Consider the following 25,896-nt stretch of genomic DNA (forward strand, 5'->3'; position numbering starts at 1 on the left):
GTGACGTTCTTTACCAATTACATCAACCTTGTACTCATCGCGATCGTCCTCATCTCAGGAGCGTTGCTCCTGTGGCCGACGCTCAAGCGCGGCGGGCGCAGCGGCGTTTCCGCCGCCGAGGCGACGCAGCTCATCAACCGCCGCAACGCGGTGGTGATCGATCTGCGTTCCGCGGACGACTTCGCGAAGGGCCACCTGCCCGCTGCCCGCCATCTGGAATTCGGCGAGCTGCAGACCAAGGTTGCCCAGTTCGTGAAGAACAAGAGCAACCCGGTGTTGCTGGTCTGCCAGACGGGCCAGCAGTCGCACAAGGCGCAGCGCCTCGTGAAGGATGCCGGTTTTGCCGAAGTCCACGTGCTGGACGGCGGCGTGAACGCCTGGCAGCAGGCCGGCATGCCGGTCGTGAAACAAGGAGCTTCGAAGTGAACAAGGTGGTCATGTACAGCACCCAGGTGTGCCCGTATTGCCAGATGGCCGAGCGTCTTTTAAAGTCGCGCGGCGTCGACCATATCGAGAAGGTGCTGATCGACCGGGACCCGGCGCGCCGCGAAGAGATGATGACGCGCACCGGCCGCCGGACGGTACCGCAGGTTTTCATCGGCGAGACGCATGTGGGCGGTTACGATGACCTCTCCGCGCTCGACCGCGCCGGCGGCTTGATGCCGCTGCTCGAAGCAGCAGCCTGACGCAGTTTTAAACGGCGCGTCAGTGCGCCACGGTTTTTCGCCCGCGCAAGCCGGCAAGGCTTGCGCGGGCGCGTTGTCGTCTGTTGCTGCTCATTGCGGCTGCACGGCATTGCCTCGGTTTAGCGAGACGAAGCGATACTGTGCGGTTGCAACTCAATTTAATCAGGAAGCCATACACCATGTCTGACGAGAACAACCAGCCGTTCTTCAACATCCAGCGCATCTACCTCAAGGACCTGTCGCTCGAGCAGCCGAATTCGCCGGCCATCTTCCTCGAGCAGGATATGCCTTCGGTGGAAGTGGAAGTCGACGTGAAGGCCGAGCGTCTCGCGGAATCGGTGTTCGAGATTCTCGTGACCGGCACGGTGACCGCGAAGATCAAAGACAAGGTGGCGTTCCTGATCGAAGCCAAGCAAGCGGGCATTTTCGACATCCGCAACATCCCGGCGGAACAGATCGATCCGCTCGTCGGCATCGCTTGCCCGACCATCCTGTTCCCGTACCTGCGCTCGAACATTGCCGACGCGATCACGCGTGCGGGCTTCCCGCCGATCCACCTAGCCGAGATCAACTTCCAGGCGCTCTACGAGCAACGCCTTCAGCAGATCGCGCAGCAGCAGGAAGGCGCGAGCAACGCCACGCATTGAGCGCTGAAACGAAATCACCGGTGCGGAGTATCGGAATGAAAGTGGCCGTTCTCGGCGCCGGAGCGTGGGGCACCGCGCTGGCAGGGCACCTGGCCCAGGCGCATGACACGGTGTTGTGGGCGCGCGATGCCGCGCTCGTCAATGCAATGCGCCAGACGCACGAGAACGCCCGCTATCTCGCGGGCATCTCGCTGCCAAAGAAACTCCACTACGAAACGGATCTGGCCGCCGCGCTCGACCATGCGTCGGGCGAGGCGGATCTGGTCGTGCTCGGCACGCCCGTGGCGGGTCTGCGCGACATGCTGCGCGCCATGCGCGGCATGAACCGCGTGCCCGCGCACTTCGTGTGGCTGTGCAAGGGCTTCGAGGCCGATTCGCAGCTCATGCCGCATCAGGTCGTGGCGGCCGAACTGCCCGGGCACCCGAGCAACGGCGTGCTTTCGGGGCCGAGCTTCGCGCGCGAGGTGGGCGAGGGCCTGCCGGTCGCGCTAACGGTCGCGAGCGCGTCGGCCGCCTGCCGCGAGCGTACGCTCGCTGCCTTCCATCATCGCGCGATGCGCATCTATACCGGCGACGACGTCGTGGGCGTGGAAGTGGGCGGCGCGGTCAAGAACGTGCTCGCAATTGCGACCGGCATCTCCGACGGCCTCGGCCTTGGCCTGAATGCGCGCGCCGCGCTCATCACGCGCGGTCTCGCGGAGATGACGCGCCTTGGCGTGACGCTCGGCGGGCGCGCCGAGACCTTCAACGGCCTCACGGGCCTCGGCGACCTCATCCTCACCGCGACGGGCGACCTCTCGCGCAACCGCACTGTGGGCAAGCAGCTTGCGAGCGGCCGCACGCTCGACGACATCCTCGGCGCGCTCGGCCATGTCGCCGAAGGCGTGCGCTGCGCGCGCGCCGTGCTTGCCCTCGCGCGCGCGCACAATATCGAAATGCCGATTACCCAGGCGGTATGCGCCGTGCTGTTCGATGGCGTGGCTGCGCGCGATGCCGTGAGTGCACTGCTCAGGCGCGACGCGAAGGCGGAGTAGGGCGCGATTTCTTCCGGCTCCCGGCGTCGCGCTCAGGCTTTAGCCGCCGGCCTCAACGCGAATCGCTGTGCGTGGAACCGGAGGACCGTCATGCTCACCATTGGAAATTGCCGTATCGAAGCGCAAGTCGTCGACATCACTACGCTGCATGTCGACGCCATCGTGAACGCCGCGAACACGTCGCTGCTGGGCGGCGGCGGCGTGGATGGCGCGATCCATCGCGCAGCCGGGCCGCAGTTGCTGCGCGAATGCGAGACGCTGAACGGCTGCTCGACCGGCGACGCGAAGATCACCGCCGGCTACCGGCTCCCCGCGAAACATGTGATTCACACGGTCGGGCCCGTGTGGAACGGCGGCGCGCGCGACGAGGCGTCGTTGCTCGCGTCGTGCTATCGGCGCTCACTCGAATGCGCGCGTGCAGCCGGTGTGAAGAGCATTGCGTTTCCGGCGATCAGTTGCGGCATTTATCGCTTTCCGCCCGACGAGGCCGTGAAGATCGCGGTGCAGACCGTGGTCGACGTGCTCAGTGCCGAGCGCTCGTTCGAGCGAGCCGTATTCGCGTGCTTCGACGAAGCGATGCACGCACGTTACGTGCGCGAGTTGAGTTTGCGCTGAATGCGCACTGAGCGTGCGCGCTTCGCTCATCCTTCATTCCCCACCTTCGAAGCCTGACTGACGCCATGCTTCGAACGCGACCACGGCCACGGTGTTCGACAGATTCAGGCTGCGGTTGCCAGGCCGCATCGGCAGGCGCACGCGCTGCTCGGGCGCGAAAAGTTCGAGCAGCGCGTCGGGCAACCCGCGCGTTTCCGCGCCGAACACGAACCAGTCGCCCGGCAAGAATGCGTGATCGTGAAAGCGCCCCGAGCCGCGCGTCGTGAACGCGAACATGCGCGATGGGTCGGGCGTTTCGGCGGCAATGAAGGTATCCCAGTTGCGGTGCACGTGCATTTGCGCGTATTCGTGATAGTCGAGGCCGGCGCGGCGCATTTTCGCGTCGTCGAGCGGGAAGCCGAGCGGCTCGATCAGATGCAGCCGCGCGCCGGTGTTCGCGCATAGGCGGATCACGTTGCCGGTGTTCGGTGGAATTTCCGGTTCGACGAGAACGACATTGAACATGGCGATGAGAGTCTGAAAAAAACGATAAAAACGAAAAACGGCGAAAGGCGAGGTTCAGTCCTTCGGCGTGCGCAGCGCGACGAAATTCGTCACGCGGCGCGCGCCCGCTGCCTTGAGCGTATGCGCGAGCGCATCGAGTGTTGCGCCCGAGGTCATCACGTCGTCGACCACGCCCACATGCAGGCCGCTCAAGCCATGGTCCGCGCGCGTGAGCGCGAACGCACGGCCCACGTTGCGGCGGCGGGTTTCGCGGTCGAGCTTCGATTGCGCCGCCGTGTGCAGCGTGCGGCGCACCAGGGTAACGTCGGCGCGCGTGCCGAGCGCGCGGGCGAGCGGTCGCGCGATCTCCCATGCCTGGTTGTAGCCGCGCTCGATCAGACGTTCGCGCGAGAGCGGCACCGGCATGATGAGACCAGGTGCGTCGCCGGTATCGAGCACGTCGACGGCCGCGTGTGCGAGACGCCGCGCGAATTCTTCTCCGAGCGCGAGCCGCGCGCGAAACTTCAGGCCGAGCGCGAGCGCATCGAGCGGGGCGCGATAGTCCGCGAGCGCCAGCGTGGCGTCGAACGCGGGCGGTGATTTCACGCAAGCGTCACACCGGTAGCGCTCGCCGGCCCGCGCGTGCCGCGTTGCGCGACGCATGCCCGAAAGCGGCAGCGCGCAAACGGTGCAGCGCAGACGCGCCTCATTCCAGTACGCCGCATCGCAAGCCGCGCACAGCACGGCGCGCGTGCTGTTGTGCATGCCGTTGGATGCCCTGGACGTGTAGCGCGACAAATTGCCGCATAATGGACACAGATTGGGCAGCACGAACCCGGTAAGCCGCGGCCAGTGCGTTCGCGCGCTGAGCCGCACGCGCGCCAAGGCGCGTCGCAAAGCCTGAGCTTTCGCTCCGGTTTTTTCCGCAGCACAAGCACGCCGTAATGCGGGCGATTGGCTTGACGCCGAAGCGGGTGACGGTGCGTGCTGCTGCGGCATGGATGGACGGCCCGGACCAGGTTCGAGACTCGCGACTGAAGGAATGAGAGTGAGCGAGTATACTTCGCAGACTTCGCCAATACGACCGACATGTCTCCGTCTCACCCCAGACCCGGCCGTCCGGCCTACGAATCGCGCTATCTTCGACGGATATTCGACCGCCGTGCGGCGACGTTCGACGAGGTTGCGTTCCTGCCGCGCGAAATCGCCGGACGCATGCGCGAGCGCCTCGAATACATCAAGGTGAATCCCGCGAGCGTGCTCGACATGGGCTGCGGACCCGGCGACGACCTTCCCCATCTGCGCGAGCGCTTTCCCGAAGCGCCCGTATTCGGCACTGACCTCTCTTTCGCGATGCTCGAGCGCGCCCGTGCGCATGACGCCGGCGACACGAGCTGGCGGCGTTTTCTTCCCGCTTCGATTGGCCGTGCGCTCGGCGCGCGCGGTCCGCGTTTCGCGCAGGCCGACTTCGCCGAGTTGCCGTTTGCGCGTGAAGCGTTCGAGCTGCTCTGGTCGAATCTCGCCTTGCATTGGCACCCACGTCCCGATCTCGTGTTCGGCGAATGGCAGCGCGTGCTCAAGGTGAACGGCCTGCTCATGTTCAGCACGCTCGGCCCCGACACGCTCAAGGAATTGCGCGGCGCCTGGGCCGAAGTCGAAGCCGCGCATGGCGTGCCCACGCGGCCTCACGTGATCGATTTCGTCGACATGCACGATCTCGGCGACATGCTCGTCGAGAACGGCTTCGAGATTCCGGTGATGGACCAGGAGACGCTTACTGTCACATACAAGACGCCGGAGAAGCTGCTCGCCGATGTGCGCCGCTGGGGCGCTTATCCGTTTAACCGCGTATTCTCGCGCGAAGGCCATGAGCGTCATGAAAGCGACCACGCCGAAGGGCTCGCCTCGCGGCGTCTCAATCGCTCGCTCGCGGACGCGCTGGAGGCACGCCGTTTGAAGGATGGACCTAACGCAGGTACGATTGCGCTCACCTTCGAAATAATCTATGGGCACGCGTGGAAGGCTGTGCCTCGCACGACAGCGGAAGGTCACGGTATCGTACGCATAGAAGATATTGGACGTGGTCCGACCAGGAATCGCTAACGTGATAAGGGGGGCTTTCGTTATGCCTGAAATTAGCGCCCGAAAAGCCCTCGAAAAATTATCGAAAAACCGCTGAAAGCCCCGTCGGTATTGGGTTTGCGGCAGATTGTGGCTTGCTTGTGGGTGCTCGGGATCGCGCCTATAATGCGTCGGTTGCTGCATCGATTGCCGCCCTAAATCTTACGCAGCAAGTCCAGATCTCCCGCAGTTGTGTAAGGCAGCAAGCGGCGATAGTCTGCGAGTGTTGCAGTGGGGGAGGCGAGCAATGCAGACGTCTGATCTGCTGGCGAGTCCGGAGCCGGTCCTGAAGGACTGGATCATGAAGCGCAACTGCTCGGTTTCGCCCAGGCAATTCGTGTTGTTCTATGTATCGCTGGCGCTAGTTTCCATCGCGATCGCCGTTCTGTTGTTGATCCGTGGCGCCTGGCTGGTATTGCCGTTTACAGGCATCGATCTGTTGGTAGCGGGTGGCGCGTTTTTGGTGTATGCGCGCCATGCTGTCGATTACGAACGTATCAGGCTTTATCCGAACCGGCTGGTGATCGAGCAGATGAGCGCCGAAGCGCTCACGCAGTTCGAATTCAATCCCCGCTGGGTCCGGGTCGAACCGGGCGCGACCCCACGCGATCCGGTACGTCTCGTGTCCCGCGGCCAGGCGGTCGCAGTCGGTTTGCATTTGCCGCAGTATCGGCGTGCGCAGTTCGCGCGGGAACTGCGCATGTGGCTCGCGCGCGCCGCTTGAATGCGCAAACGCGTGGCAGGGTGGGGTTCATTCAGCGTGCGAGTCTTTAAATGACGCGCACCCAGGGCGTGACCTGGTTGCAGAACCTTCCTGCGGGGTCGAGGGTTTGAATGGAATTTATGGGTAAGGAAGCTATGAAAACAATCAAGCGAGCCCTACAGGGCGTGCTGGCGTGCAGCGGACTCCTCGTCGCCGGCTCGGCACTCGCTGTCGGAGACAGTCCGGGCGGCCCCGCCGTCAATGAGATCAATTTCCAGCCGCCCGTCACGCGCATCGCAGAAGAGCTTTATAACCTGCACATGATGATGCTGCTGTTGTGCGCCGTGATTTTTATCGGTGTATTCGGCGTCATGTTCTATTCGATGTACGCACATCGTAAATCGAAGGGCCATAAAGCTTCGCATTTTCACGAAAGCACGACCGTTGAAATCATCTGGACGATCGTGCCGTTCGTGATCGTCGTGCTGATGGCACTGCCGGCCACCAAGGCTGTCGTCGCCATGAAGGACACGACCAACGCCGACGTCACCGTCAAAGTCACCGGCTACCAGTGGAAGTGGGGCTACGACTACGTGAAGGGTCCGGGCGAGGGCATCAGCTTCATTTCGACGCTCACGACGCCGCGCTCGCAAGTGAACGGCCTGGCGCCGATCAGCGACACGTATCTGCAGGAAGTCGATAACCCGCTCGTCGTGCCGGTCAACAAGAAGATCCGCGTCATCACGACCGCCAACGACGTTGTGCACTCGTGGTACGTGCCCGCGTTCGGCGTGAAGCAGGATGCCATTCCGGGCTTCGTGCGCGACACCTGGTTCAAGGCGGAGAAGGTGGGCACCTATCGCGGCTTCTGTACCGAACTGTGCGGCAAGGAACACGCGTTCATGCCGGTCGTGGTCGAGGTGTTGTCCGACGAGGCCTATGCAAAGTGGGTGGATACGCAAAAGGCGAAGATGGCTGCCGCCAGCGACGATCCAAACAAGACCTACACGATGGCCGAGCTCAAGGCGCGGGGCGAGAAGGTCTACGCAGCGAACTGCGCGGCCTGCCACCAGGCTAACGGCAAGGGTGCGGGCGCGTTCCCGGCGCTCGACGGCAGCAAGATCGCCAACGGCCCGATCGCCGGCCACGTGAACATCGTCCTGCACGGCAAGGCTGCGATGCCGTCGTGGGCGCCCACGCTGAACGATGTCGAGATCGCCTCGGTGATCACGTTCGAGCGCAACGCATGGGGCAACCACATGGGCGACATGCTGCAACCGCGCCAGGTCGCCGATGCACGCAACGGAAAGATGCCCGAAGGCGGCGCGCAAGCGGCGGCGGAAGCTGCGCCGGCAGCGCAAGCCAGCGGCGCGGAACAGGCGGGCGCGGCAAGCGGCGCCGAGCAGGCTTCGGGCGCAGCGCAGACCAACGCAGCGGCGCTCCCGGCCAGCATCTATTTCGAAGTCGGCAAGAGCACGCTGCCGGCCGACGCGAAAGACGCAATCCAGGCTGCGGCCGACTATGCGAAGGCGCATCCGGATGCGAAGTTCACGCTCTCGGGTTTCACCGACGCGAGCGGCAAGGCAGACACCAACGCGGAACTCGCCAAGCATCGCGCGCAGGCTGTGCGCGATGCGCTGAAAGCGGCGGGCATCGCCGAGGATCACATCATCCTCAAGAAGCCGGAGACGGTTACCGGCGGCGCCGACGCGAAAGAAGCACGGCGCGTGGAAATCAGCCCGGCAGCCTGAGCGGGGGCTGATCGGCGCCGGCGTGCGAAAAGAAGGATAGAGGCGCGCACCGGGCCGTGAAAAGAACAGTCAGTCGCATAGGCCAACACAGTAGTAAGAGACGCAAAGCAATTCGCTTCAGGAGAGAGTCATGTCTAGCATCGGACACGATGTAGCGGGCCACGGTCATGTGCACGGGGACCACGCCCACGAGACGCCCCACGGGTGGCGACGCTGGCTGTTCGCCACGAACCACAAGGACATCGGAACGCTGTATCTGCTTTTTTCGTTCGTGATGTTCCTGTCGGGCGGTGTGATGGCTCTGGCCATCCGTGCCGAGCTGTTCGAGCCGGGCCTGCAGATCATGCGCCCCGAGTTCTTCAATCAGCTCACCACCATGCACGGCCTCATCATGGTGTTCGGCGCGATCATGCCGGCATTCGTGGGCTTCGCGAACTGGATGGTGCCGCTGCAGATCGGCGCATCGGACATGGCGTTCGCGCGCATGAACAACTTCAGCTTCTGGCTGCTGCCGGCCGCCGCCGTGCTGCTCGTGGGTTCGTTCTTCACGCCGGGCGGCGCGACCGCCGCGGGCTGGACGCTCTATGCGCCGCTTTCCACGCAGATGGGCCCGGGCATGGACTTCGCGATCTTCGCGGTGCACATCATGGGCGCGTCGTCGATCATGGGCGGCATCAACATCGTCGTGACGATCCTGAACATGCGCGCACCGGGCATGACGCTCATGAAGATGCCGATGTTCGCGTGGACCTGGCTGATCACCGCGTACCTGCTGATCGCCGTGATGCCGGTGCTCGCAGGCGCGATCACGATGCTGCTGTTCGACCGTCACTTCGGCACGAGCTTCTTCAATGCGGCAGGCGGCGGCGACCCGGTCATGTACCAGCACATCTTCTGGTTCTTCGGCCACCCCGAGGTCTACATCATGATCTTGCCGGCGTTCGGGATCGTGTCGCAGGTGATTCCGGCGTTCTCGCGCAAGCCGCTGTTCGGCTATAGCTCGATGGTGTACGCCACGGCGTCGATCGCGATTCTCTCGTTCATGGTCTGGGCGCACCACATGTTCGCGACCGGCATGCCGGTCACGGGCCAGCTGTTCTTCATGTACGCGACCATGCTGATCGCGGTCCCGACGGGCGTGAAGGTGTTCAACTGGGTGGCGACGATGTGGCGCGGCGCGCTGTCGTTCGAAACGCCGATGCTGTTCGCCGTGGGCTTCCTGATCGTGTTCACGTTCGGCGGCCTCTCGGGTCTGATGCTCGCCATGGCGCCGCTCGACATCCAGTATCACGGAACCTATTTCGTCGTTGCGCACTTCCATTACGTGCTGGTGGCGGGGTCGCTGTTCGCGCTGTTCTCGGGGTGGTACTACTGGGCGCCGAAGTGGACCGGCTGGATGTACAACGAGATGCGCGGCAAGATCCACTTCTGGTGCTCGCTGATTTTCTTTAACCTCGCGTTCCTGCCGATGCACTTCGTCGGCCTCGCCGGGATGCCGCGTCGCTACGCCGACTATCCGGCCCAGTTCACCGACTGGAACCAGGTCATCACGATTGGTGCGTTCGGCTTCGGCCTCTCGCAGGTGTACTTCCTGTTCTTCGTGGCGCTGCCGGCATACCGTGGTGGCGGCGAGCTGGAAAAGGCCTCGGACAAGCCCTGGGATGGCGCGACCGGCCTCGAGTGGACCGTGCCGAGCCCGGCCCCGTTCCACACCTTCGAAAATCCGCCGACGGTCGAGTAAGCCATCGGTCCTGGGCGTCCGGCCGCCGTGCGCGGCCGGACGCGAGACATCCCGCAGCAACTGCGCAACACAAGCATGACCCGGAATCCACAAAAAAGACGTACACCCGAACAGATCCGCTCGGGCAACCTGCGGCTCGGCCTGATTTTGCTGGCTGTCGTCGGCGTCTTTTTTCTGGGTGCCGTTCTGAACCAGGTGTATTTCGGCGCTCATTGAGGCCAGCAGCAAGAGGCGCTTCGCATCGCGTTGAGCGCCGGTGTACGTACGAGGAAGTTCGATGTCCACGCCGAAGTTTTCAGATCGCACTGGCAGTGATCGCGGGTTCAACCGCTCGATGCTCATCAAGCTCGTGGTGATCGCGTTCCTGATGTTTGGTTTCGGTTTTGCGCTCATCCCGATGTACCGCGCGATTTGCCAGATCACCGGCATCAACAATCTCGTGCAGCGTGACGTCACCGCGCGCGAGGCGCGCAACACGCAGGTCGACATGACGCGCACGATCTCGGTGGAGTTCGATGCGAACGCGCGCGGGCTGCTGGGTTTCAAGCCGGAACAGACGAGCCTCGAGGTGCACCCGGGCGAAGTCATGACGGTGATGTACGACATTTCGAACAACGAAGGGCGCACGATCGACGCGCAGGCGATTCCGAGCTACGCGCCGAAGCAGGCGACGGAATACTTTCGCAAGATCGAGTGCTTCTGCTTCACGCAGCAGACCCTGAAGGCGAACGAGACGAAGCGCATGCCGGTGGTGTTCGTGATCGATCCGAAACTGCCGAAGGACGTGAAGACGATCACGCTGTCGTACACGTTCTTCGAACTGAACAAGCCCGCAGTGCCGCAGCCGCCGAAGCAGTCGGCTGGCGCATGAGATGAGCGAGGCGTGAGCCTACCGGGACGACGCGCATGAACGGCAACGATAGAAAGGAAGAACGCGGCGGCGCCAGCCAGGAGGCCGGCGCGGCAAAGCAGAAGAAGAGCGGCTTGCTGCAACTGGCGAAAGCCGTGGGGTGGTCGTTCTTCGGCATACGCAGGCGCGCCGACCTCGAATCGGACGCGGCGCAACTGCACCCGCTGGCGCTGATTGCAGCGGGGATCATCGGCGCGGCAATCTTTATCGTCGTGTTGCTGTTGATCGTGCACGCGGTGGTGGGCCAGGCGTAGCGCGGGGCGGCATGCGGAACGCATGCGCTCGCGCCTGAAGGCGAAAACGAATAACGAAGACAGACCGCCGGCAACAACAGTCGGCAAAAGCCGGCACTGTCCGGAGCAACTGGAAATTGGAGAATCAGGCATGAGCGGCCAAAACGATAGCCCGTACTACTTCGTACCGCACCCGTCGCGGCATCCGATCAGCGCGTCCATTGGTCTTCTGATCATGCTTGCGTCGCTGGCGTCGTGGATCAACGGCGAGTCGTGGGGGCCGATCGGCGTGGCCGCCGGTCTGCTGTGGGTGCTCTTCACGCTGTGGCACTGGTTCGGCGACGCTATCGCCGAGTCGGAAGGCGGCATGTATGGCAAGCGTGTCGACAAGTCGTATCGCTGGAGCATGAGCTGGTTCATCTTCTCCGAAGTGATGTTCTTCGGCGCGTTCTTCGGTGCGCTCTTCTACGCGCGCCAGATTGCCCTGCATCAGCTCGGCAGCCTCGACTACAAGCTGATCTGGCCGGACTTCACGGCGGTGTGGCCGAACAATGGCCCGGCGGCGCTCGTCTCGCACTTCCGTTCGATGACGCCGTGGCCGGTGCCGACCATCAACACGGCGCTGCTGCTCTCCTCGGGCGCGACGCTCACGGTGGCTCACCACGCACTGCGCGACGACCACCGCAACAAGACCATTGCGTGGCTCGGGGCAACGATCGTCCTGGGCCTGTGCTTCCTGTGCCTGCAGGTCTTCGAGTATGTCCACGCGTACAACGAACTGAATCTCACGCTTGCCTCGGGCATCTACGGTTCGACGTTCTTCCTGCTCACGGGCTTTCACGGCTTTCACGTGTTCCTCGGCGGCACGATGCTTGCGGTGGTGCTGGTCCGCTTGATTCGCGGCCACTTCACGGCTGAACACCACTTCGCATTCGAAGGCGCCGCATGGTACTGGCACTTCGTGGACGTAGTCTGGCTCGGCCTCTACGTCGTCGTGTACTGGCTGTAACGCGCACGCTGCGGGCGTAATAAGACAAGGCGCCGCCCCGACACTGTCGGCGCGGCGCCTTGGCTTTTGCAGAACCGGATGATGCGGAAGGTCGCGCGATGGCGGGGCGAGGCGGTGAGCCGATGGCTGAACTCAGCGGCCGTACGGAATTCCGGTGGACTGGATCCAGCCCATCCAGTGCGCGAAGAGAATGAAGAGGAAAAGCGAGATGGACAGACCGACGCGCGTCGCGAGCGACCACACCATTCGCTTGCTGCGGCCGCGGTCGTGCATCATGAAGTAAAGCGCCGAGATCATGCTCGCGATGATCAGCACGAATGCAATGGGGACAAGTATGTGCATGAAGTTCACTGAAGTTGGCATGCCTGAAAACGCCTGTCTCATTATCGCACCGTGTCCCCGGGGGCAGGGTTCGGCCATTCGAATGCATTGCATTGGATGTGCCCGATGAAGATCCGTCTCATTCCCGCGCTGCTCATCCTGATCGTGATGGCCGTGACCATCCGGCTCGGCTTCTGGCAACGCGACCGCGCCCATCAGAAGGAAGCGCTGCAGGCGCAGATCACGCGTTATGAGAATGCGACCCCTCAGAGCGTGGGCGCCGAGCCGATTCCGCTGACGGACATCGAGTTTCATCGGGTGCGTGCAAAGGGCACGTTCATGCCCGAGCGCGTGGTGTATCTCGACAATCGTCCGTATAACGACCAGCCAGGCTTTTACGTGGTGATGCCGCTTAAACTGGAGGGCGGTGGCTACGTGCTCGTGAATCGCGGTTGGCTCCCGCGCAACATCCAGAATCGCGAGCAGATCGCGCCTTATCTGACCCCAAGGGAGCCGGTCGAAGTGGTGGGCATTGCGCGCGCCGATGCCTCGCGTGCCTTCGAACTAGGGGCGGGCGGCTCTGCAGCGCAAAAGAAGATACGGCAGAATCTCGGCGTCGCCTCCTATGCGGCGGAAACCGGACTGCCGTTGCAGCCCTTTGTGATCCAGCAGACGGACGCTGTGCCGGCCTTGAAGGACGGCCTCGTGCGCGACTGGCCTGTGCCGGCCACCGATGTCGAACGCAACTACGGTTACATGCTCCAGTGGTGGGGCATGGCGGCCGCAGCGCTCGGATTCGGCGTTTACGCGGCTCGCCGGGCTGCGACAAAAGAGCGCATTAAGGGGCATGGCACGGAGTCGGCTCACGGCACGAAGGACGCCTGATGATTCGCCGGGCGACGATTCGCCGGGCGACGATTCGCCAGGCGACGAATGGCTGCTGCAGCATCGCAGCGCATGAATAACTGGAAGCGACAGAAACGAGGTTCAAGCAGTGTCGACGCATTCTCCCGATTCATCCCAGGTTTCGCGCAACGCATCGCCGCCAAAGGGCGCACCGCCAAAGGGCGCACCGCCAAAGGGCGCTCCGTCAAAGGGCGCATTGCCGAATGGGGCTCAAAAGAAAGGCTCGTGGCAGCGCGGCCGCTGGATGCTGCTGCTGATCGCGCTGATCTGCGGCGCGCCCATCGCGATCTCGTATTTCACCTACTACGTGATCAAGCCGAAGGGCGGCTCGACGAGCTATGGCACGCTGATCGAGCCGCAACGCACGATTCCGTCCGCGCTGATGGTGACAGGCGACGATGGCCGCGAAGTGCCGCTCGACTCGCTGAAGGGCCATTGGCTGATGATTTCGGTGGACGGCGGCGCGTGCGGGCAGGCCTGCGCGCAGAAGCTCTACTTCATGCGCCAGGTGCGGGCGACGCAAGGCGCGGAGCGCGAGCGCGTCGTCACGGTCTGGCTGCGCACCGACGACGCGCCGGTGCCGGCCGTGGTGAAGACCGCCTATCCGGACACGCGCATGTTGCGCGCCGACTCGGTCTCGGTGGCTGCTTGGCTGCCGGCGACCGACAAGACGAAAGACACCGATCACATCTATCTGGTCGACCCGAACGGCAACCTGATGATGCGTTTCCCGGAGCAGCCGGATCCGTCCAGGATCAAACAGGACGTGACCAAACTACTGAAGTGGTCGCGTATCGGTTAAGGTGCGCAGCGCGAGTCTGACAGAGAAGAGTACGAAAGATGTTTATCCTTGAGCTGGGCCTGATTGGTCTGTGCATCGCGTTGCTGCCGCTGTCGTGGGTCTGGGTGAAGGCCGACGACGACAAGTTCCGCAAGCTCGTGTGGCTCACGACCTTCATGACGCTCGACCTCGTGATGTTCGGTGGCTTCACGCGCCTCACCGATTCGGGTCTCGGCTGTCCTGACTGGCCCGGCTGCTATGGCACCTCGTCGCCGTTCATCGCGCATGCGCAGATCGCCGCCGCGCACCTCGCCATGCCCAGTGGCCCCGTGAGCATGACCAAGGCGTGGATCGAGATGATCCACCGCTACTTCGCGATGGCCATCGGCGTCCTCATCATCGCCCAGACGGCGATCGCCTGGCGCGCGCGCATCAAACGCCTGCCGCTGCATGTGTCGCCGTGGTGGCCCACGGCGCTGCTCGGCCTGATCGTCGTGCAAGGTGCGTTCGGCGCCTGGACCGTGACGATGAAACTGCAACCCATCATCGTCACTACGCACCTCTTGCTCGGTCTCATGCTGCTTGGCGCGCTCGCGTGGCTCGCCGCGCGCATGACGCCGCTGCCCGCGTACGAGCCCGACGCTGCGCGCTGGCGCGTGGCCGCGCTGGTGGCGCTCGTACTGCTCGTCGTGCAAATCGCGCTGGGCGGCTGGGTGAGCACGAACTACGCGGTGCTCGCGTGCACGGACTTTCCGACCTGTAACGGCGCATGGATCCCGCCGATGGACTTCCATCATGGCTTCCATCTCTGGCGTGCGCTCGGCATGGACGGCAACGGCGACGTGATCACTCAGGACGCGCTCGTGGCGATCCATTGGACGCATCGCACCTTCGCGTTCATCGTGGTCGCTTATCTGGTATGGTTCGCCCTCAAGTTGCGGCGTTACGCTTCGCTGCGACGCCCCACTAACTGGATCATGATCGTGATCGCGATCCAGTTTCTGACCGGGCTATCCAACATCGTGCTGCAGTGGCCGCTGCCCGTGGCAGTGGCGCACAACGGTGGCGCGGCGATCCTGCTGCTTCTGGTCGTCGTGCTAAACTTTCGAATTGCTTGTAGCCGCCCCGGCCGCGCCGTTCTCCCTGCGCGCGACACCGCTGCGGTGTGACCCCGCCCTATGGAAAGTACAACCTTCTCTCAGACGCCCGGTAGCCGGATTTCGCAATATCTTGCGCTCACGAAGCCCCGCGTCACTCAATTGGCCGTGTTCTGCGCGATCATTGGCATGTTCCTCGCCGTTCCGGGCATGGTGCCCTGGAAACAGCTGGTCGGGGGCACCGTCGGGATCTGGCTGACGGCGGGCGCGGCCTTCGCGATCAACTGTCTGGTCGAGCAGAAGGTCGACGCCCGCATGCGGCGCACCTCCTGGCGTCCTTCGGCGCGGGGCGAGATCACCAGTGCGCAGATCCTGATGTTCTCCGCGGCGATCGGCGGCCTTGGCATGTGGGTGCTGTACACGTTCGCCAATCCGCTCACCATGTGGCTCACGGTCGCGACCTTCATCGGCTACGCGATCATCTACACGCTGCTGCTCAAGCCCGCCACGCCGCAGAACATCGTGATCGGCGGCGCCTCGGGCGCGATGCCTCCGGCGCTCGGCTGGGCAGCTGTCACGGGCCACGTGCCCGCCGACGCCTGGATTCTCGTGCTCATCATCTTCGTGTGGACGCCGCCGCACTTCTGGGCACTCGCGCTCTACCGCCGCAAGGACTACGAAAACGCCGGCCTGCCGATGCTGCCCAACACGCACGGCGAGAAGTACACGCGCCTGCATATCCTGCTCTACACCTTGATCCTGTTCGCGGTCACGTTAATGCCCTATATCTCGGGCATGAGCGGCGTGCTGTACCTGGCTGCGGCGGTTTTGCTCGGTGCAGTGTTCCTCGCCTACGCGTGGAAAATCTACGTCGAGTATTCGGACGTACTCGCCCGCAAGACTTTCCGCTATTCGATCGTTTACCTCTCGGTGCTGTTCGCCGCGCTGCTCGTCGACCACTACGTGCGCGCCTTCATCGGGATGTAACGACATGATCCATTCAACGTTCGCGCGTGCCGCGCGTGTCACGCTTGTTGCGCTCGCTGCGGCAGGCGCGCTCGGCGGCACGTTGCTGCTCGAAGGCTGCGGCCAGCAGCCGCCATCGTTCTCGAACCTCGACATCACCGGCAACACGCAGTTCGGCAAGGACTTCTCGCTGCCAGACTCGAGCGGCAAGATGCGCTCGCTCGCGGACTTCAAGGGCAAGGTGGTCGTGCTGTTCTTCGGCTACACGCATTGCCCGGACGTATGCCCGACCACCATGGCCGAGCTGTCCCAGGCCCTCCAGCAACTCGGGCCCGATGCCGCGAAGCGCGTGCAGGTGCTGTTCGTGAGCGTCGATCCCGAACGTGACCGCGCCGCGATCCTGGGCCAGTACGTAAGCGCGTTCAATTCCACCTTCATCGCGCTGCGCCCGGCCAACGAAGAGCAGCTCAAGCAGATCACCAAGGACTTCCGCGTCTACTACGCGAAGGTGCCCGGCAATACGCCCGACGGCTACACGATGGATCACACCGCCGCGAGCTACGTGTTCGACACCACCGGCAAGCTGCGGCTGTTCGCGCGCGATGGCCAGGGCGTCACGCCCTGGCTGCACGATCTGAAGATCCTGCTAGACGCCAACGACTGAGGCCGTCCGGCCTCCGATACCCTCGGTTCGCCCAATGCGCCGGCGTCGTCCGGCGCCGTGGAATATTCGTATGCGAATTCTTTATTTCGCGCGGCCGGGGCCATATGAGACCATTCACGTCCACCCGGCCGATGGCACACAATGCCTCCGCAGCTGGGACAGGAAGAAACAAACACGCAACCAGCGGGAACATCATCGCCATGCAGCGCAGAAATCTGATTAAAGCTCTCCTCGCCGGCTTCGCCGCCGCCACCACGCTCACGGCCAGCTTCGGCGCCCACGCCGACGACAAGGTTATCAAGGTCGGGACCGTCTCCGGTCCGGACGCGCAGGTCTGGGCCGTGGTCCAGAAGGTCGCCAGGCGCGAAGGCCTGAACGTGAAGGTCATCGAATTCAACGACTACGTGCAGCCGAACGCGGCGCTCGACTCGGGCGACCTCGACGCCAACAGCTTCCAGACCGGACCGTACCTCGAGGGCCAGGTCAAGCAGCGCGGTTATAAGCTCGTGAACGTGGGCCTCACGTACATTTCGCCGATCGGCGTGTACTCGAGGAAGCTCAAGTCTCTGAACGAGCTGCCGCAAGGTGCGAAGGTCGCGGTGCCGAACGATCCGTCGAACGAGAACCGCGCGCTGCTGCTCCTGCAGAACAAGGGCGTGATCAAGCTGCGCGCTGGCGCGGGCACGAACGGCAACAACGCGACGCCGCTCGACGTTGCCGAGAACCCGAAGAAGGTGAAGCTCGTCGAGCTGGACGCCGCGCAGCTGCCGCGCGCGCTCGGCGACGTGGACGCCGCCGTCATCAACACGAACTACGCGCTGGCCGCCGGCCTCCAGCCGACCAAGGACGCCATCGCGCTGGAAGACACACACAGCCCGTACGCGAACCTGATCGCCGTGCGCGCCCAGGACAAGGACAAGCCGTGGGTGAAGAAGCTGGTCGCAGCGTATCAGTCGGAAGACGTGCGCCAGTTCATCAAGAGCGAGTTCAAGGGTTCGATGATCCCGTCGTTCTGAGCGACGCGGAACCCTCACGCCGCGTTTAAGCCGCCGCGCTGGTGATCTAGCAAACGAAAAAGCCGCTTCCTGGAAGCGGCTTTTTTTGCGTCCGCATTTTCGGCGGGGCGCTTACCCCAATAGTCTTGGCACCCGCTAACCGTCTGGTAGCGAAATAGCCCTCCGGCCTCTTAAAGAGAGCCCACAGATACCTTTCCAGGGAAAATCCCGATCCCCGCGCCGACGCCTTTCTCATCATAAATCAACGATAACTATTTGATTATTATGTAATTTTATTCGATATACGTACGGTCGCCGCACCTGTTGACTGGTATTATTGTGGTTATATAATGGGCTCAAATTTGCACCGGGTCGATGCCATGAAGACAATGGCGAAAGTGCCAGATGGCCTGCCCGGATGCCCCACGATCTGTCCAACCGCTGGCCGGAGCTCCATGGAAACCCGTTGGTCTGCCCTGATGCCCGATGCGCGCAACATCACGCCGCTTTATCTGCAACTGGCGCGCAATCTTGCGACGGCCATTCATTGCGGCGTGTGGTCGGCGGGCGAGGCGCTGCCGTCGGAGCGCACGCTCTCGGATGCCATTGGCGTTTCGCGCATCACGGCGCGCAAGGCCATCGAGCTGCTGGTCGAGCAGGGGCTGATCCGGCGCGCACGCGGCGCGGGCAGCTTCATTACGCCGCGCGTGGAAGATCCGCTTTCGCGCCTGACTGGTTTCACGAAGAAGATGGAGCAGCGCGGCTTCACGCCCGATTCGGTGTGGCTGGAGCGCGAGGTGCGTGCTGCTCACCGCGAGGAGATCGTGCAGCTCGGGCTTTCGCCCGGCGCCTCCGTTGCAAGCCTGCGCCGCTTGCGCCGCGCGGATGGCATCGTGATGGCCGTCGAGCATTCGGCGCTGCCAGCGTCCATCGTGCCGGACGCAGGCGCAATCGACGGCTCGCTCTATGCGTATCTCGAAGGGCGCGGCGTGCCAGTCGTGCGCGCGCTCCAGCACTTTCGCGCGGTCAACGCGACGGGCGAAATCGCCAGGCTGATGGATGTAGAGCCGCGTGCGGCGCTGCTCGTGATCACGCGCGTGGGCTTTTCGCGCGATCAGCATGCCATCGAGCTCACCGACACTTATTGCCGGGACGGTTTTTACGACTTCGTCGCGGAGCTCAGGCAATGAATGCAGTAGCGACAGCAACTCACGGGAACGCAACGCCGCGCCACGAATCTCTCATGCACGTCATCGTCACGACTCACCGCGCACCCCAATTTGTCGTGCGCAAAATCGGAAAAATCTCATGCTGAGCGGAAACATTCTTACCCCTGAAGGTTGGATCAACGGCACGCTCACGTTCGAAAACGGACGCATCACGTCGATCGAGGGCGAGGCCGCCGATCCGGCGAAGAACGACGCGCCTTACCTCCTGCCAGGCTTCATCGACCTGCACGTGCATGGCGGCGGCGGCGCCGACGTCATGGAAGCGGGCGACGCCATCGAAACCATCGCGCGCACGCACGCGCGCTACGGCACGACGAGCCTGCTCGCCACCACCATGACCGCGCCGCGCGACGAGTTGATGAGCGTGGTGTCGAGCCTTGGCGACGTGGCGCGGCAGCGCACGCCGGGCGGCGCGCGCGTGCTGGGCGTGCATCTGGAAGGGCCCTACATCAATCCGGGCAAGCTGGGCGCACAGCCCGACGCGGCAGTGTCCGCCGTGCTCGACGAAGTGCTCAAGTATCTGTCGATCGCGCCGATCCGCGTGGTGACCGTGGCGCCGGAAATCGCGGGCCATATCGAGATCATCGGCGAGATGGCCGCGCGCGGCGTGCGCGTGCAGCTCGGCCACTCGCTCGCGACCTACGACGACGCCGTGGCCGCGCTCAAGCACGGCGCGCGCGGCTTCACGCATCTCTTCAATGCGATGTCGCCGCTGCATCACCGCAATCCGGGTCTCGTCGGCGCGGCGCTCGCGCACGCGGAGTACGCGGAGATCATCCCCGACCTGCTGCACGTGCACCCGGGCGCGATCCGCGCGGCGCTGCGCGCAATTCCGCGCCTTTACGTGGTGACCGACAGCACCTCGGCAACCGGCATGCCCGATGGCGAATACCGCCTTGGCAGCCAGCACGTGACCAAGTGCCTCGGCGGCGTGCGTCTTGCCGATGGCACGCTAGCCGGCAGCACCCTCACCATGGACCAGGCCTTGCGCAATCTCGTATCGATTGGCCTGCCGATTGCAGATGTTTCCGCGCGCCTGTCGCGCTATGCGGCCGACTATCTCGGCATCGAAGACCGTGGCCGCCTCGCGCGCGGCGCATGGGCCGATGTCAATGTATTCGACCGTGAACTGACGCTTACCGCGACCTACGTCGAAGGAGAATCGATTGTCGAATATGCTTAAAGAAGCGCTGGCCTCGGCTGGCGTAGTCGCCGCGCAGCTCGCGGACACCTCGCGCGTCGAGGCGCTCGCCCGCGCGCTCGATGCCGAGCCGCGCCAGGTTGCGCTCACGGTTGCGCGCGGCAGCTCGGACCACGCAGCGAGCTATTTCGCTGCGCTTACCATGAGCCGCATCGGTGTGCCGGTGGCCTCGATTCCCATGTCGATCGCCACACTGCAACAAGCGCCATTACGCGTAAAGGGCCAGTTTGCCTTAGCTTTCTCCCAATCAGGAAGGAGTCCTGATCTGGTCGCGACGATGCGCGCGCTCCACGACGCGGGCGCGCTCACGGCGGCGATGGTCAACGTGGCCGGCTCGCCGCTCGCGGATGCCGCGGGCGCGGAACTGCCCTTGCTCGCGGGCCCGGAGCTGAGCGTCGCCGCGACCAAGAGCTATATCGCGATGCTCGCGATGTCGGCGCAACTCGTGGCGTTCTGGCAGCGCGACGCCGCGCTGCTCGACGCCGTGCGCGCGCTGCCCGAGGCGCTCGATCGCGCGGGCGCGCTCGACTGGTCGAAGGCCGTGGACGAACTGCGGGACGTCTCGCAGATGATTGTGATCGGCCGCGGCCCGGGACTTGCTATTGCACAGGAAGCGGCGCTCAAGCTCAAGGAGACCTCGAGCATCCAGGCCGAAGCGTTCTCGAGCGCCGAGGTGCGCCACGGCCCGATGGAGCTCATCGACCACGACTATCCGCTGCTGGTGTTCGCACCGTGTGGACCGGAGCAGGCGGGGCTCGTGCAGTTCGCGCGCGACATGCAACAGCGCGGCGCGCGCGTGCTGCTCGCGGCGCCCGCCGAAGTGCAGGACGCCACGCTGCCGCTCGTCACGACGGCTGACCCGGCGCTCGATCCGATCGCCGCCATTCTTTCGTTCTACGTAATGGCGGCGAGCCTCGCCGCCGCGCGCGGCCGCAACCCGGACGAACCGCGCTACCTGAACAAAGTCACCGAAACCCACTAGATTGGAATGCTGATGGAACGCACCCAGGAGTCTCGCCTGATGAAGCCGGAAAATTCCGCCGCGGGCCGTATCGAACTGATCGCGCCGTTGAGCGGCCCAGTCGTGCCGCTCGCCTCGGTGCCCGATCCGGTTTTCTCGGAAGGCCTGTTCGGCGACGGCATCGGCATCGATCCGCTTGCCGGCCGGCTCGTCTCGCCGTGCGACGGCACGATCATGCACCTTGCGCGCACCGGCCATGCCGTCACGCTGCAGACCGCCGAGGGTGCGCAGGTGCTCGTGCATATCGGCATCGACACGGTCGAGCTGAACGGCAAGGGCTTTACGCCGAAGGTCGAGCAGGGCGCCCTGGTGCGTCGCGGCGATCTGCTGATCGAATTCGATCTCGACGTCGTGGCGTGCAACGCGCCTAGCCTCGTCTCCGTCATAGCCGTGGCGAACTCCGATGCGTTCGAAGTGATCGAGCGCGCGGGCGTTGCCGGGCATGTCGAGGCCGGCAAGACGCCGCTGCTCGTGCTGCGCGCGCGCGACGGCGCGGTGGCCGCGGCCAGTGTTGCGGAGGTCGTGACGAATGAAGTGCGCCGCAGCGTGACGCTTACGCATGCAGGCGGCCTCCATGCGCGGCCCGCGGCGCGTGCGCGTGAAGCGGTGCGCGGGATCGAGGCGCGCGTGGAAGTGCGCTACGGCGAGCGCAAGGCGGCCATCGAAAGCGTGGTGGGCCTGCTCGGGCTGGGCGCGGGCGAGGGCTCGACCATCGAACTGGTCGGCATGGGCCGCGAGGCGCAGAAGGCCGTTGATGCCGTCGCCAGCGAACTTCTGCGCGAAGCGCCGGGCGAAGGCGGCGAAGCGCCCGCGCGGCAATTGTCGCCGGCGCCGGCCGCCGCCGTGGCGAGCGCCGCCAGTGCCGCGGGTGCGGCCGGCGCCGCACGGCAGGCGCGCGCGGCGCCCCGGGTACGCTGGCTGGCGTGTGCGCGGCGCCGGGCGTGGCCGTCGGCAAGCTGGTGCGCTGGGACGACGCCGAACTCGTTCCCGCCGAGCTCGCAAGCGGCCCGTCGGCCGCTGAAAGCCGACTGCTCGACAAGGCCGTTGCGTCCGTCGACGCCGAGCTGGACACTTCCGTGCGCGGAGCCTCGCAGCGCGGCGCGATCAGCGAAGCGGGCATCTTCCAGATGCACCGCGTGCTGCTCGAAGATCCGACGCTCATCGACGCCGCGCGCGACCTCATCAGCCTCGGCAAGAGCGCTGGCTTCGCGTGGCGCGAAGCGATCCGCGCGCAGATCGCGGTGCTCGGCAAGGTGGACGACCCGCTGCTCGCGGAACGTGCCGCCGATCTACGCGATCTCGAAAAGCGCGTGCTGCGGGCGCTCGCAAACGCGAGTGGCGCAGGCAACGCGCAGGGTGGGGCACAACGCGAGCTGCCTGAAGAAGCCGTGCTCGCGGCCGACGAGTTCACGCCTTCCGATCTCGCCTCGCTCGACCGCAAGCGCGTCACCGCGCTCGTGATGGCGCGCGGCGGTGCGACCTCGCATGCAGCGATCATCGCGCGCCAGGCCGGCATCCCGGCGCTCGTCGCGCTCGGCGACGCGCTGCACAAGATCGAAGAAGGCACGACGGTCGTGGTGGACGCGGGCGCCGGCAGCCTGGCCTTCGCACCGAGCACGCAGGACGTCGAACGCGCCCGTGCCGAGAAGCAGCGCCTCGCGGGCGTGCGTGAAGCGAACCGGCGCACCTCGCATGAGGCCGCGGCCACGCGCGACGGCCATGCGGTCGAAGTCGCCGCGAACATCGCGACGCTCGATGACGCACGCACCGCCGTGGACAACGGCGCGGACTCCGTGGGCCTGCTGCGCACCGAACTCATGTTCATCCATCGCCAGGCCGCGCCCACGGTGGACGAGCATCGCGAGGGCTACCAGGCGATCGCCGACGCGCTGGATGGACGCACGGCCATCATCCGCACGCTCGACGTGGGCGCGGACAAGGAAGTCGACTATCTGACCCTGCCGCCGGAGCCGAACCCCGCGCTGGGCCTGCGCGGCATCCGCCTCGCGCAGGTGCGCCCCGACCTGCTCGACGACCAGTTGCGCGGCCTGCTCGCGGTCGAACCCTTGGGCGCCGTGCGCATCCTGCTGCCGATGGTCACCGACATGGGCGAACTCGTGCGCCTGCGCGAGCGCATCGACACGTTCGCTCGCGAAGCGGGCCGCACTGGCCGCATCGAAGTGGGCGTGATGATCGAGGTGCCCTCGGCCGCGCTGCTGGCCGACCAGCTCGCGCGTCACGCCGATTTCCTCTCGATCGGCACCAACGACCTCACGCAGTACACGCTCGCCATGGACCGCTGCCAGCCCGATCTGGCGGCGCAGGCCGACGGCCTGCATCCGGCCGTGCTGCGCCTCGTCTCCGTGGCGGTGGAGGGCGCGAGCAAGCATGGCAAATGGGTCGGCGTATGCGGCGCGCTGGCGGGCGACCCGCTTGCGGTGCCGCTGCTCGTCGGTCTTGGCGTGACCGAGCTGTCGGTCGATCCGGTGTCCGTGCCGTCGATCAAGGCTCGCGTGCGCAAGCTCGACTACAGCCAGTGCCGCGAACGGGCGTTCGAAGTGCTCGCGCTGGAGTCGGCGCAGGCAGTGCGCGGGGCAAGCCGCGAAAGCTGGCCGCTCGACTGATTTCCCGAGTGGCTCAGCAATCAGCCACTCCATTTACCCGGCATCTACCCGGTATCGGACACTTTAAACCGTTCGATTTCCTGAATAAAAACCCGCCGGCGGGAGCAGCGATCGCGCGCCGGTTTATCTCACCTCGTTTTCTTCACGCAAGAGACAGGGACTGGAGGCAGTTCAATGGATGGCAATCCGTTTCTCAAGATTCAGAGCCTCGGCCGCGCGCTGATGCTCCCGATCGCAGTGCTGCCGGTGGCCGGCATTCTGCTGCGCTTCGGGCAGGCCGACATGCTCAACATCAAGATCATCGCCGACGCAGGCGGCGCGATCTTCGACAATCTGCCGCTGCTGTTCGCCATCGGCATCGCGGTGGGCTTCGCGAAGGACAATAACGGCGTGGCGGCGCTGGCGGGCGCGCTCGGCTACCTGGTCGAGACCGCCGTGATGAAGGACATCAACGACAAGCTCAACATGGGCGTGCTCTCGGGCGTGGTGGCCGGCGTCGTGGCGGGCATGTTGTACAACCGCTTCAAGGACATCAAGCTGCCCGAGTTCCTTGCCTTCTTTGGCGGCAAGCGCTTCGTGCCGATCGTGACGGGGCTCGTGTGTCTCGTGCTCGGCATCGTGTTCGGCTATGCGTGGGGGCCGGTGCAGAGCGCGATCGACACGGCGGGCCACTGGCTCACCACGGCGGGCGCGATCGGCACCTTCGTCTATGGCTTGCTGAACCGCCTGCTGCTCGTGACCGGCCTGCATCACATCCTGAACTCGCTCGTGTGGTTCGTGTTCGGCTCGTTCACGCCCGCCGCCGGCGGCGCGGCCGTGACCGGTGACCTGCACCGCTTCTTCGCGGGCGACCCCACCGCGGGCGGCTTCATGGCCGGCTTCTTCCCGGTGATGATGTTCGGCCTGCCGGCCGCGTGTCTCGCAATGCTGCACGAGGCGCCCAAGGAGCGCCGCGCGATGGTGGGCGGCCTGCTGCTCTCGATGGCGCTCACCTCGTTCCTCACCGGCGTGACCGAGCCGATCGAGTTCACCTTCATGTTCCTCGCGCCGGTGCTCTACGGCATCCACGCGGTGCTCACGGGGCTGTCGCTGGCGATCTGCTCGCTGCTGAACATCAAACTCGGCTTCACGTTCTCGGCGGGTGCAATCGACTACGTGCTGAACTACGGTCTTTCGACGCACGGCTGGGAAGCGATTCCGCTCGGCATCGCCTATGCGGTGGTGTATTACGTGCTGTTCCGCTTCTTCATCCGCCGCTTCAATCTGCCGACGCCGGGCCGCGAAGCCTCGGCCGGCGACACGGCCATCGCGTCGTCGATGTCGGGCGTGGAAGCGCCGGCTGCCGGCGTGGCAGCGGCCACATCGCTCTCGCGCGCGGCGCGCTATATCGATGCGCTCGGCGGTGCGGCCAATCTGAAGGTAGTCGATGCGTGCACGACGCGCCTGCGTCTCACCGTGGCCGATCCGGCACACGTGTCCGAGCCGGCGCTCAAGGCAATCGGCGCGCGCGGCGTGCTCAAGCGCGGCGGTGAAAGCGTGCAGGTCATCATCGGGCCGGAGGCCGACATGATTGCCGACGAGATCCGTCGCGAGATCGCGAGCGGCCGCCCGGCTGCGGCTGCGGTGAAGGCGGCGCCGGTGGCGCAGGCGGTTCCGCAGGCTGCGGCACAGTCCTCTGGTGTCACGAACGATGAAACCGGTCCGCTCGACCCGAATCCGTCGCGTTGGCTGGCCGTGCTGGGCGGCGTGGCGAACATCGTGTCGCTCGATGCGGTCGCGGTCACGCGCTTGCGCGTGATCGTGCGCGATCCGGCTGCGGTCGATCGTGCCCAGCTTGGCGCGCTCGATGTGGCCTGGGTGTCGGCGGATACGCTGCACATCGTCGTGGGCAGCGCGGCGCAGCGTTATGCGCGTGAACTCGCCTTGCAGGCAGCCTGAACTGCTTCTTGTTGCAATGAATAAACCGGCGCTCGCGCCGGTCTATTCATTTCTCGAACACGGGTCCGAGCCTCACTCCGCACTATCGTCGGCACCGTCCACCACGTGCTGCTGATCGAGCCACATCACGTTGATGATCCCGAAGCCGAGCGCCACGCCGATCCCCAATATCCAGGTGAAGTACCACATCGTTGCCACTCCTGCGTAGATTGCGTTGCGG

General features: G+C 64.8%; 27 protein-coding genes and 1 pseudogene. 24 read left to right on the plus strand and 4 right to left on the minus strand.

Going from position 1 to position 25,896, the window contains the following annotated elements:
- The 5 genes from P5W98_RS01335 to P5W98_RS01355 all read left to right on the plus strand — a co-directional run bounded on the left by P5W98_RS01335 (position 1) and on the right by P5W98_RS01355 (position 2,982).
- Positions 1-426, plus strand: a complete 426-nt coding sequence (locus tag P5W98_RS01335) for a rhodanese-like domain-containing protein (RefSeq protein ID WP_421022884.1) — start codon at positions 1-3, stop codon at positions 424-426.
- Complete coding sequence (grxC, locus tag P5W98_RS01340) at positions 423-686, plus strand: glutaredoxin 3 (protein WP_238467058.1); 264 nt, start codon at positions 423-425, stop codon at positions 684-686. Before P5W98_RS01335 ends, grxC begins: the two co-directional genes overlap by 4 nt.
- Before the next feature lie 179 nt (positions 687-865).
- Positions 866-1,333: a protein-export chaperone SecB gene (gene secB, locus P5W98_RS01345; RefSeq protein ID WP_035523721.1), complete on the plus strand. Its 468-nt coding sequence runs from the start codon at positions 866-868 to the stop codon at positions 1,331-1,333.
- A 35-nt stretch (positions 1,334-1,368) separates the two neighbouring features.
- A complete protein-coding gene (locus P5W98_RS01350) occupies positions 1,369-2,367 on the plus strand; it encodes an NAD(P)H-dependent glycerol-3-phosphate dehydrogenase (protein ID WP_434718167.1) in 999 nt (332 codons plus the stop codon).
- Between the two features lie 90 nt (positions 2,368-2,457).
- Entirely contained in the window at positions 2,458-2,982 is a 525-nt protein-coding gene (locus P5W98_RS01355; RefSeq protein ID WP_421022886.1) for an O-acetyl-ADP-ribose deacetylase, read from the plus strand.
- Between the two features lie 33 nt (positions 2,983-3,015).
- On the opposite strand, the gene trmL is transcribed toward P5W98_RS01355, so the two are convergent.
- Together trmL and P5W98_RS01365 are read right to left on the minus strand one after the other, a co-directional pair.
- Positions 3,016-3,486 (minus strand): tRNA (uridine(34)/cytosine(34)/5-carboxymethylaminomethyluridine(34)-2'-O)-methyltransferase TrmL, encoded by a 471-nt coding sequence (gene trmL, locus P5W98_RS01360; RefSeq protein WP_421022887.1) that lies wholly within the window; start codon positions 3,484-3,486, stop codon positions 3,016-3,018.
- A gap of 54 nt (positions 3,487-3,540) precedes the next feature.
- Positions 3,541-4,350: a ComF family protein gene (locus P5W98_RS01365; protein ID WP_421025151.1), complete on the minus strand. Its 810-nt coding sequence runs from the start codon at positions 4,348-4,350 to the stop codon at positions 3,541-3,543.
- Between the two features lie 204 nt (positions 4,351-4,554).
- On the opposite strand from P5W98_RS01365, the gene P5W98_RS01370 reads away from it, so the two are divergent.
- The 8 genes from P5W98_RS01370 to P5W98_RS01405 all read left to right on the plus strand — a co-directional run bounded on the left by P5W98_RS01370 (position 4,555) and on the right by P5W98_RS01405 (position 11,933).
- Positions 4,555-5,568, plus strand: coding sequence for a methyltransferase domain-containing protein (locus P5W98_RS01370; RefSeq protein ID WP_421022888.1), 1,014 nt, complete (start codon positions 4,555-4,557; stop codon positions 5,566-5,568).
- Positions 5,569-5,833: 265 nt separating this feature from the next.
- On the plus strand, positions 5,834-6,310 hold the full coding sequence (locus tag P5W98_RS01375; RefSeq protein ID WP_421022889.1) for a DUF2244 domain-containing protein: 477 nt from the start codon (positions 5,834-5,836) through the stop codon (positions 6,308-6,310).
- Between the two features lie 110 nt (positions 6,311-6,420).
- Positions 6,421-8,040 carry a cytochrome c oxidase subunit II gene (gene coxB / locus P5W98_RS01380; RefSeq protein ID WP_434718168.1) on the plus strand — a complete coding sequence of 540 codons (1,620 nt, stop codon included), beginning with the start codon at positions 6,421-6,423 and terminating at the stop codon, positions 8,038-8,040.
- A gap of 130 nt (positions 8,041-8,170) precedes the next feature.
- Positions 8,171-9,781 (plus strand): cytochrome c oxidase subunit I, encoded by a 1,611-nt coding sequence (ctaD, locus tag P5W98_RS01385; protein WP_421022891.1) that lies wholly within the window; start codon positions 8,171-8,173, stop codon positions 9,779-9,781.
- A 75-nt stretch (positions 9,782-9,856) separates the two neighbouring features.
- Entirely contained in the window at positions 9,857-9,997 is a 141-nt protein-coding gene (locus P5W98_RS01390; protein WP_213297775.1) for a cytochrome oxidase small assembly protein, read from the plus strand.
- 61 nt (positions 9,998-10,058) lie between these two features.
- Positions 10,059-10,652 (plus strand): cytochrome c oxidase assembly protein, encoded by a 594-nt coding sequence (locus P5W98_RS01395; RefSeq protein WP_421022892.1) that lies wholly within the window; start codon positions 10,059-10,061, stop codon positions 10,650-10,652.
- 35 nt (positions 10,653-10,687) lie between these two features.
- Entirely contained in the window at positions 10,688-10,945 is a 258-nt protein-coding gene (locus tag P5W98_RS01400) for a DUF2970 domain-containing protein (protein WP_421022893.1), read from the plus strand.
- A 130-nt stretch (positions 10,946-11,075) separates the two neighbouring features.
- Positions 11,076-11,933 (plus strand): cytochrome c oxidase subunit 3, encoded by an 858-nt coding sequence (locus tag P5W98_RS01405; protein WP_421022894.1) that lies wholly within the window; start codon positions 11,076-11,078, stop codon positions 11,931-11,933.
- Positions 11,934-12,065: 132 nt separating this feature from the next.
- Here the strand turns inward: P5W98_RS01405 and P5W98_RS01410 are convergent, their stop codons facing one another.
- Entirely contained in the window at positions 12,066-12,275 is a 210-nt protein-coding gene (locus tag P5W98_RS01410) for a twin transmembrane helix small protein (protein WP_035524088.1), read from the minus strand.
- A gap of 105 nt (positions 12,276-12,380) precedes the next feature.
- Here P5W98_RS01410 and P5W98_RS01415 point away from each other — a divergent pair, with 105 nt between their 5' ends.
- From P5W98_RS01415 to nagE, 11 genes and pseudogenes are all read left to right on the plus strand, one after another.
- Positions 12,381-13,139, plus strand: a complete 759-nt coding sequence (locus P5W98_RS01415) for an SURF1 family protein (protein WP_434715288.1) — start codon at positions 12,381-12,383, stop codon at positions 13,137-13,139.
- Positions 13,140-13,404: 265 nt separating this feature from the next.
- Positions 13,405-13,962 (plus strand): SCO family protein, encoded by a 558-nt coding sequence (locus tag P5W98_RS01420; RefSeq protein WP_434662388.1) that lies wholly within the window; start codon positions 13,405-13,407, stop codon positions 13,960-13,962.
- 38 nt (positions 13,963-14,000) lie between these two features.
- Positions 14,001-15,110: a COX15/CtaA family protein gene (locus tag P5W98_RS01425; RefSeq protein WP_421073456.1), complete on the plus strand. Its 1,110-nt coding sequence runs from the start codon at positions 14,001-14,003 to the stop codon at positions 15,108-15,110.
- Positions 15,111-15,119: 9 nt separating this feature from the next.
- Positions 15,120-16,025, plus strand: a complete 906-nt coding sequence (gene cyoE / locus P5W98_RS01430; protein WP_434718169.1) for a heme o synthase — start codon at positions 15,120-15,122, stop codon at positions 16,023-16,025.
- Between the two features lie 4 nt (positions 16,026-16,029).
- The gene (locus P5W98_RS01435; protein WP_434718170.1) at positions 16,030-16,668 is read left to right on the plus strand and encodes an SCO family protein; all 639 of its coding nucleotides are present in this window, start codon (positions 16,030-16,032) and stop codon (positions 16,666-16,668) included.
- Between the two features lie 200 nt (positions 16,669-16,868).
- Complete coding sequence (locus tag P5W98_RS01440) at positions 16,869-17,684, plus strand: MetQ/NlpA family ABC transporter substrate-binding protein (RefSeq protein WP_434718171.1); 816 nt, start codon at positions 16,869-16,871, stop codon at positions 17,682-17,684.
- Positions 17,685-18,118: 434 nt separating this feature from the next.
- Entirely contained in the window at positions 18,119-18,853 is a 735-nt protein-coding gene (locus P5W98_RS01445; protein WP_421022901.1) for a GntR family transcriptional regulator, read from the plus strand.
- A 118-nt stretch (positions 18,854-18,971) separates the two neighbouring features.
- Entirely contained in the window at positions 18,972-20,075 is a 1,104-nt protein-coding gene (gene nagA, locus P5W98_RS01450) for an N-acetylglucosamine-6-phosphate deacetylase (RefSeq protein WP_421022902.1), read from the plus strand.
- Positions 20,068-21,075 carry an SIS domain-containing protein gene (locus P5W98_RS01455; RefSeq protein WP_421079556.1) on the plus strand — a complete coding sequence of 336 codons (1,008 nt, stop codon included), beginning with the start codon at positions 20,068-20,070 and terminating at the stop codon, positions 21,073-21,075. Before nagA ends, P5W98_RS01455 begins: the two co-directional genes overlap by 8 nt.
- A gap of 12 nt (positions 21,076-21,087) precedes the next feature.
- Positions 21,088-23,738 (plus strand): annotated as a pseudogene (ptsP, locus tag P5W98_RS01460) (phosphoenolpyruvate--protein phosphotransferase).
- Positions 23,739-23,912: 174 nt separating this feature from the next.
- A complete protein-coding gene (gene nagE / locus P5W98_RS01465; protein WP_421022904.1) occupies positions 23,913-25,676 on the plus strand; it encodes an N-acetylglucosamine-specific PTS transporter subunit IIBC in 1,764 nt (587 codons plus the stop codon).
- Positions 25,677-25,748: 72 nt separating this feature from the next.
- On the opposite strand, the gene cydX is transcribed toward nagE, so the two are convergent.
- Positions 25,749-25,865: a cytochrome bd-I oxidase subunit CydX gene (cydX, locus tag P5W98_RS01470; protein ID WP_421022905.1), complete on the minus strand. Its 117-nt coding sequence runs from the start codon at positions 25,863-25,865 to the stop codon at positions 25,749-25,751.
- Positions 25,866-25,896 lie beyond the last annotated feature (31 nt).

It is taken from the genome of Paraburkholderia sp. A1BS-2L (assembly GCF_051125205.1).
GTDB lineage: Bacteria > Pseudomonadota > Gammaproteobacteria > Burkholderiales > Burkholderiaceae > Paraburkholderia.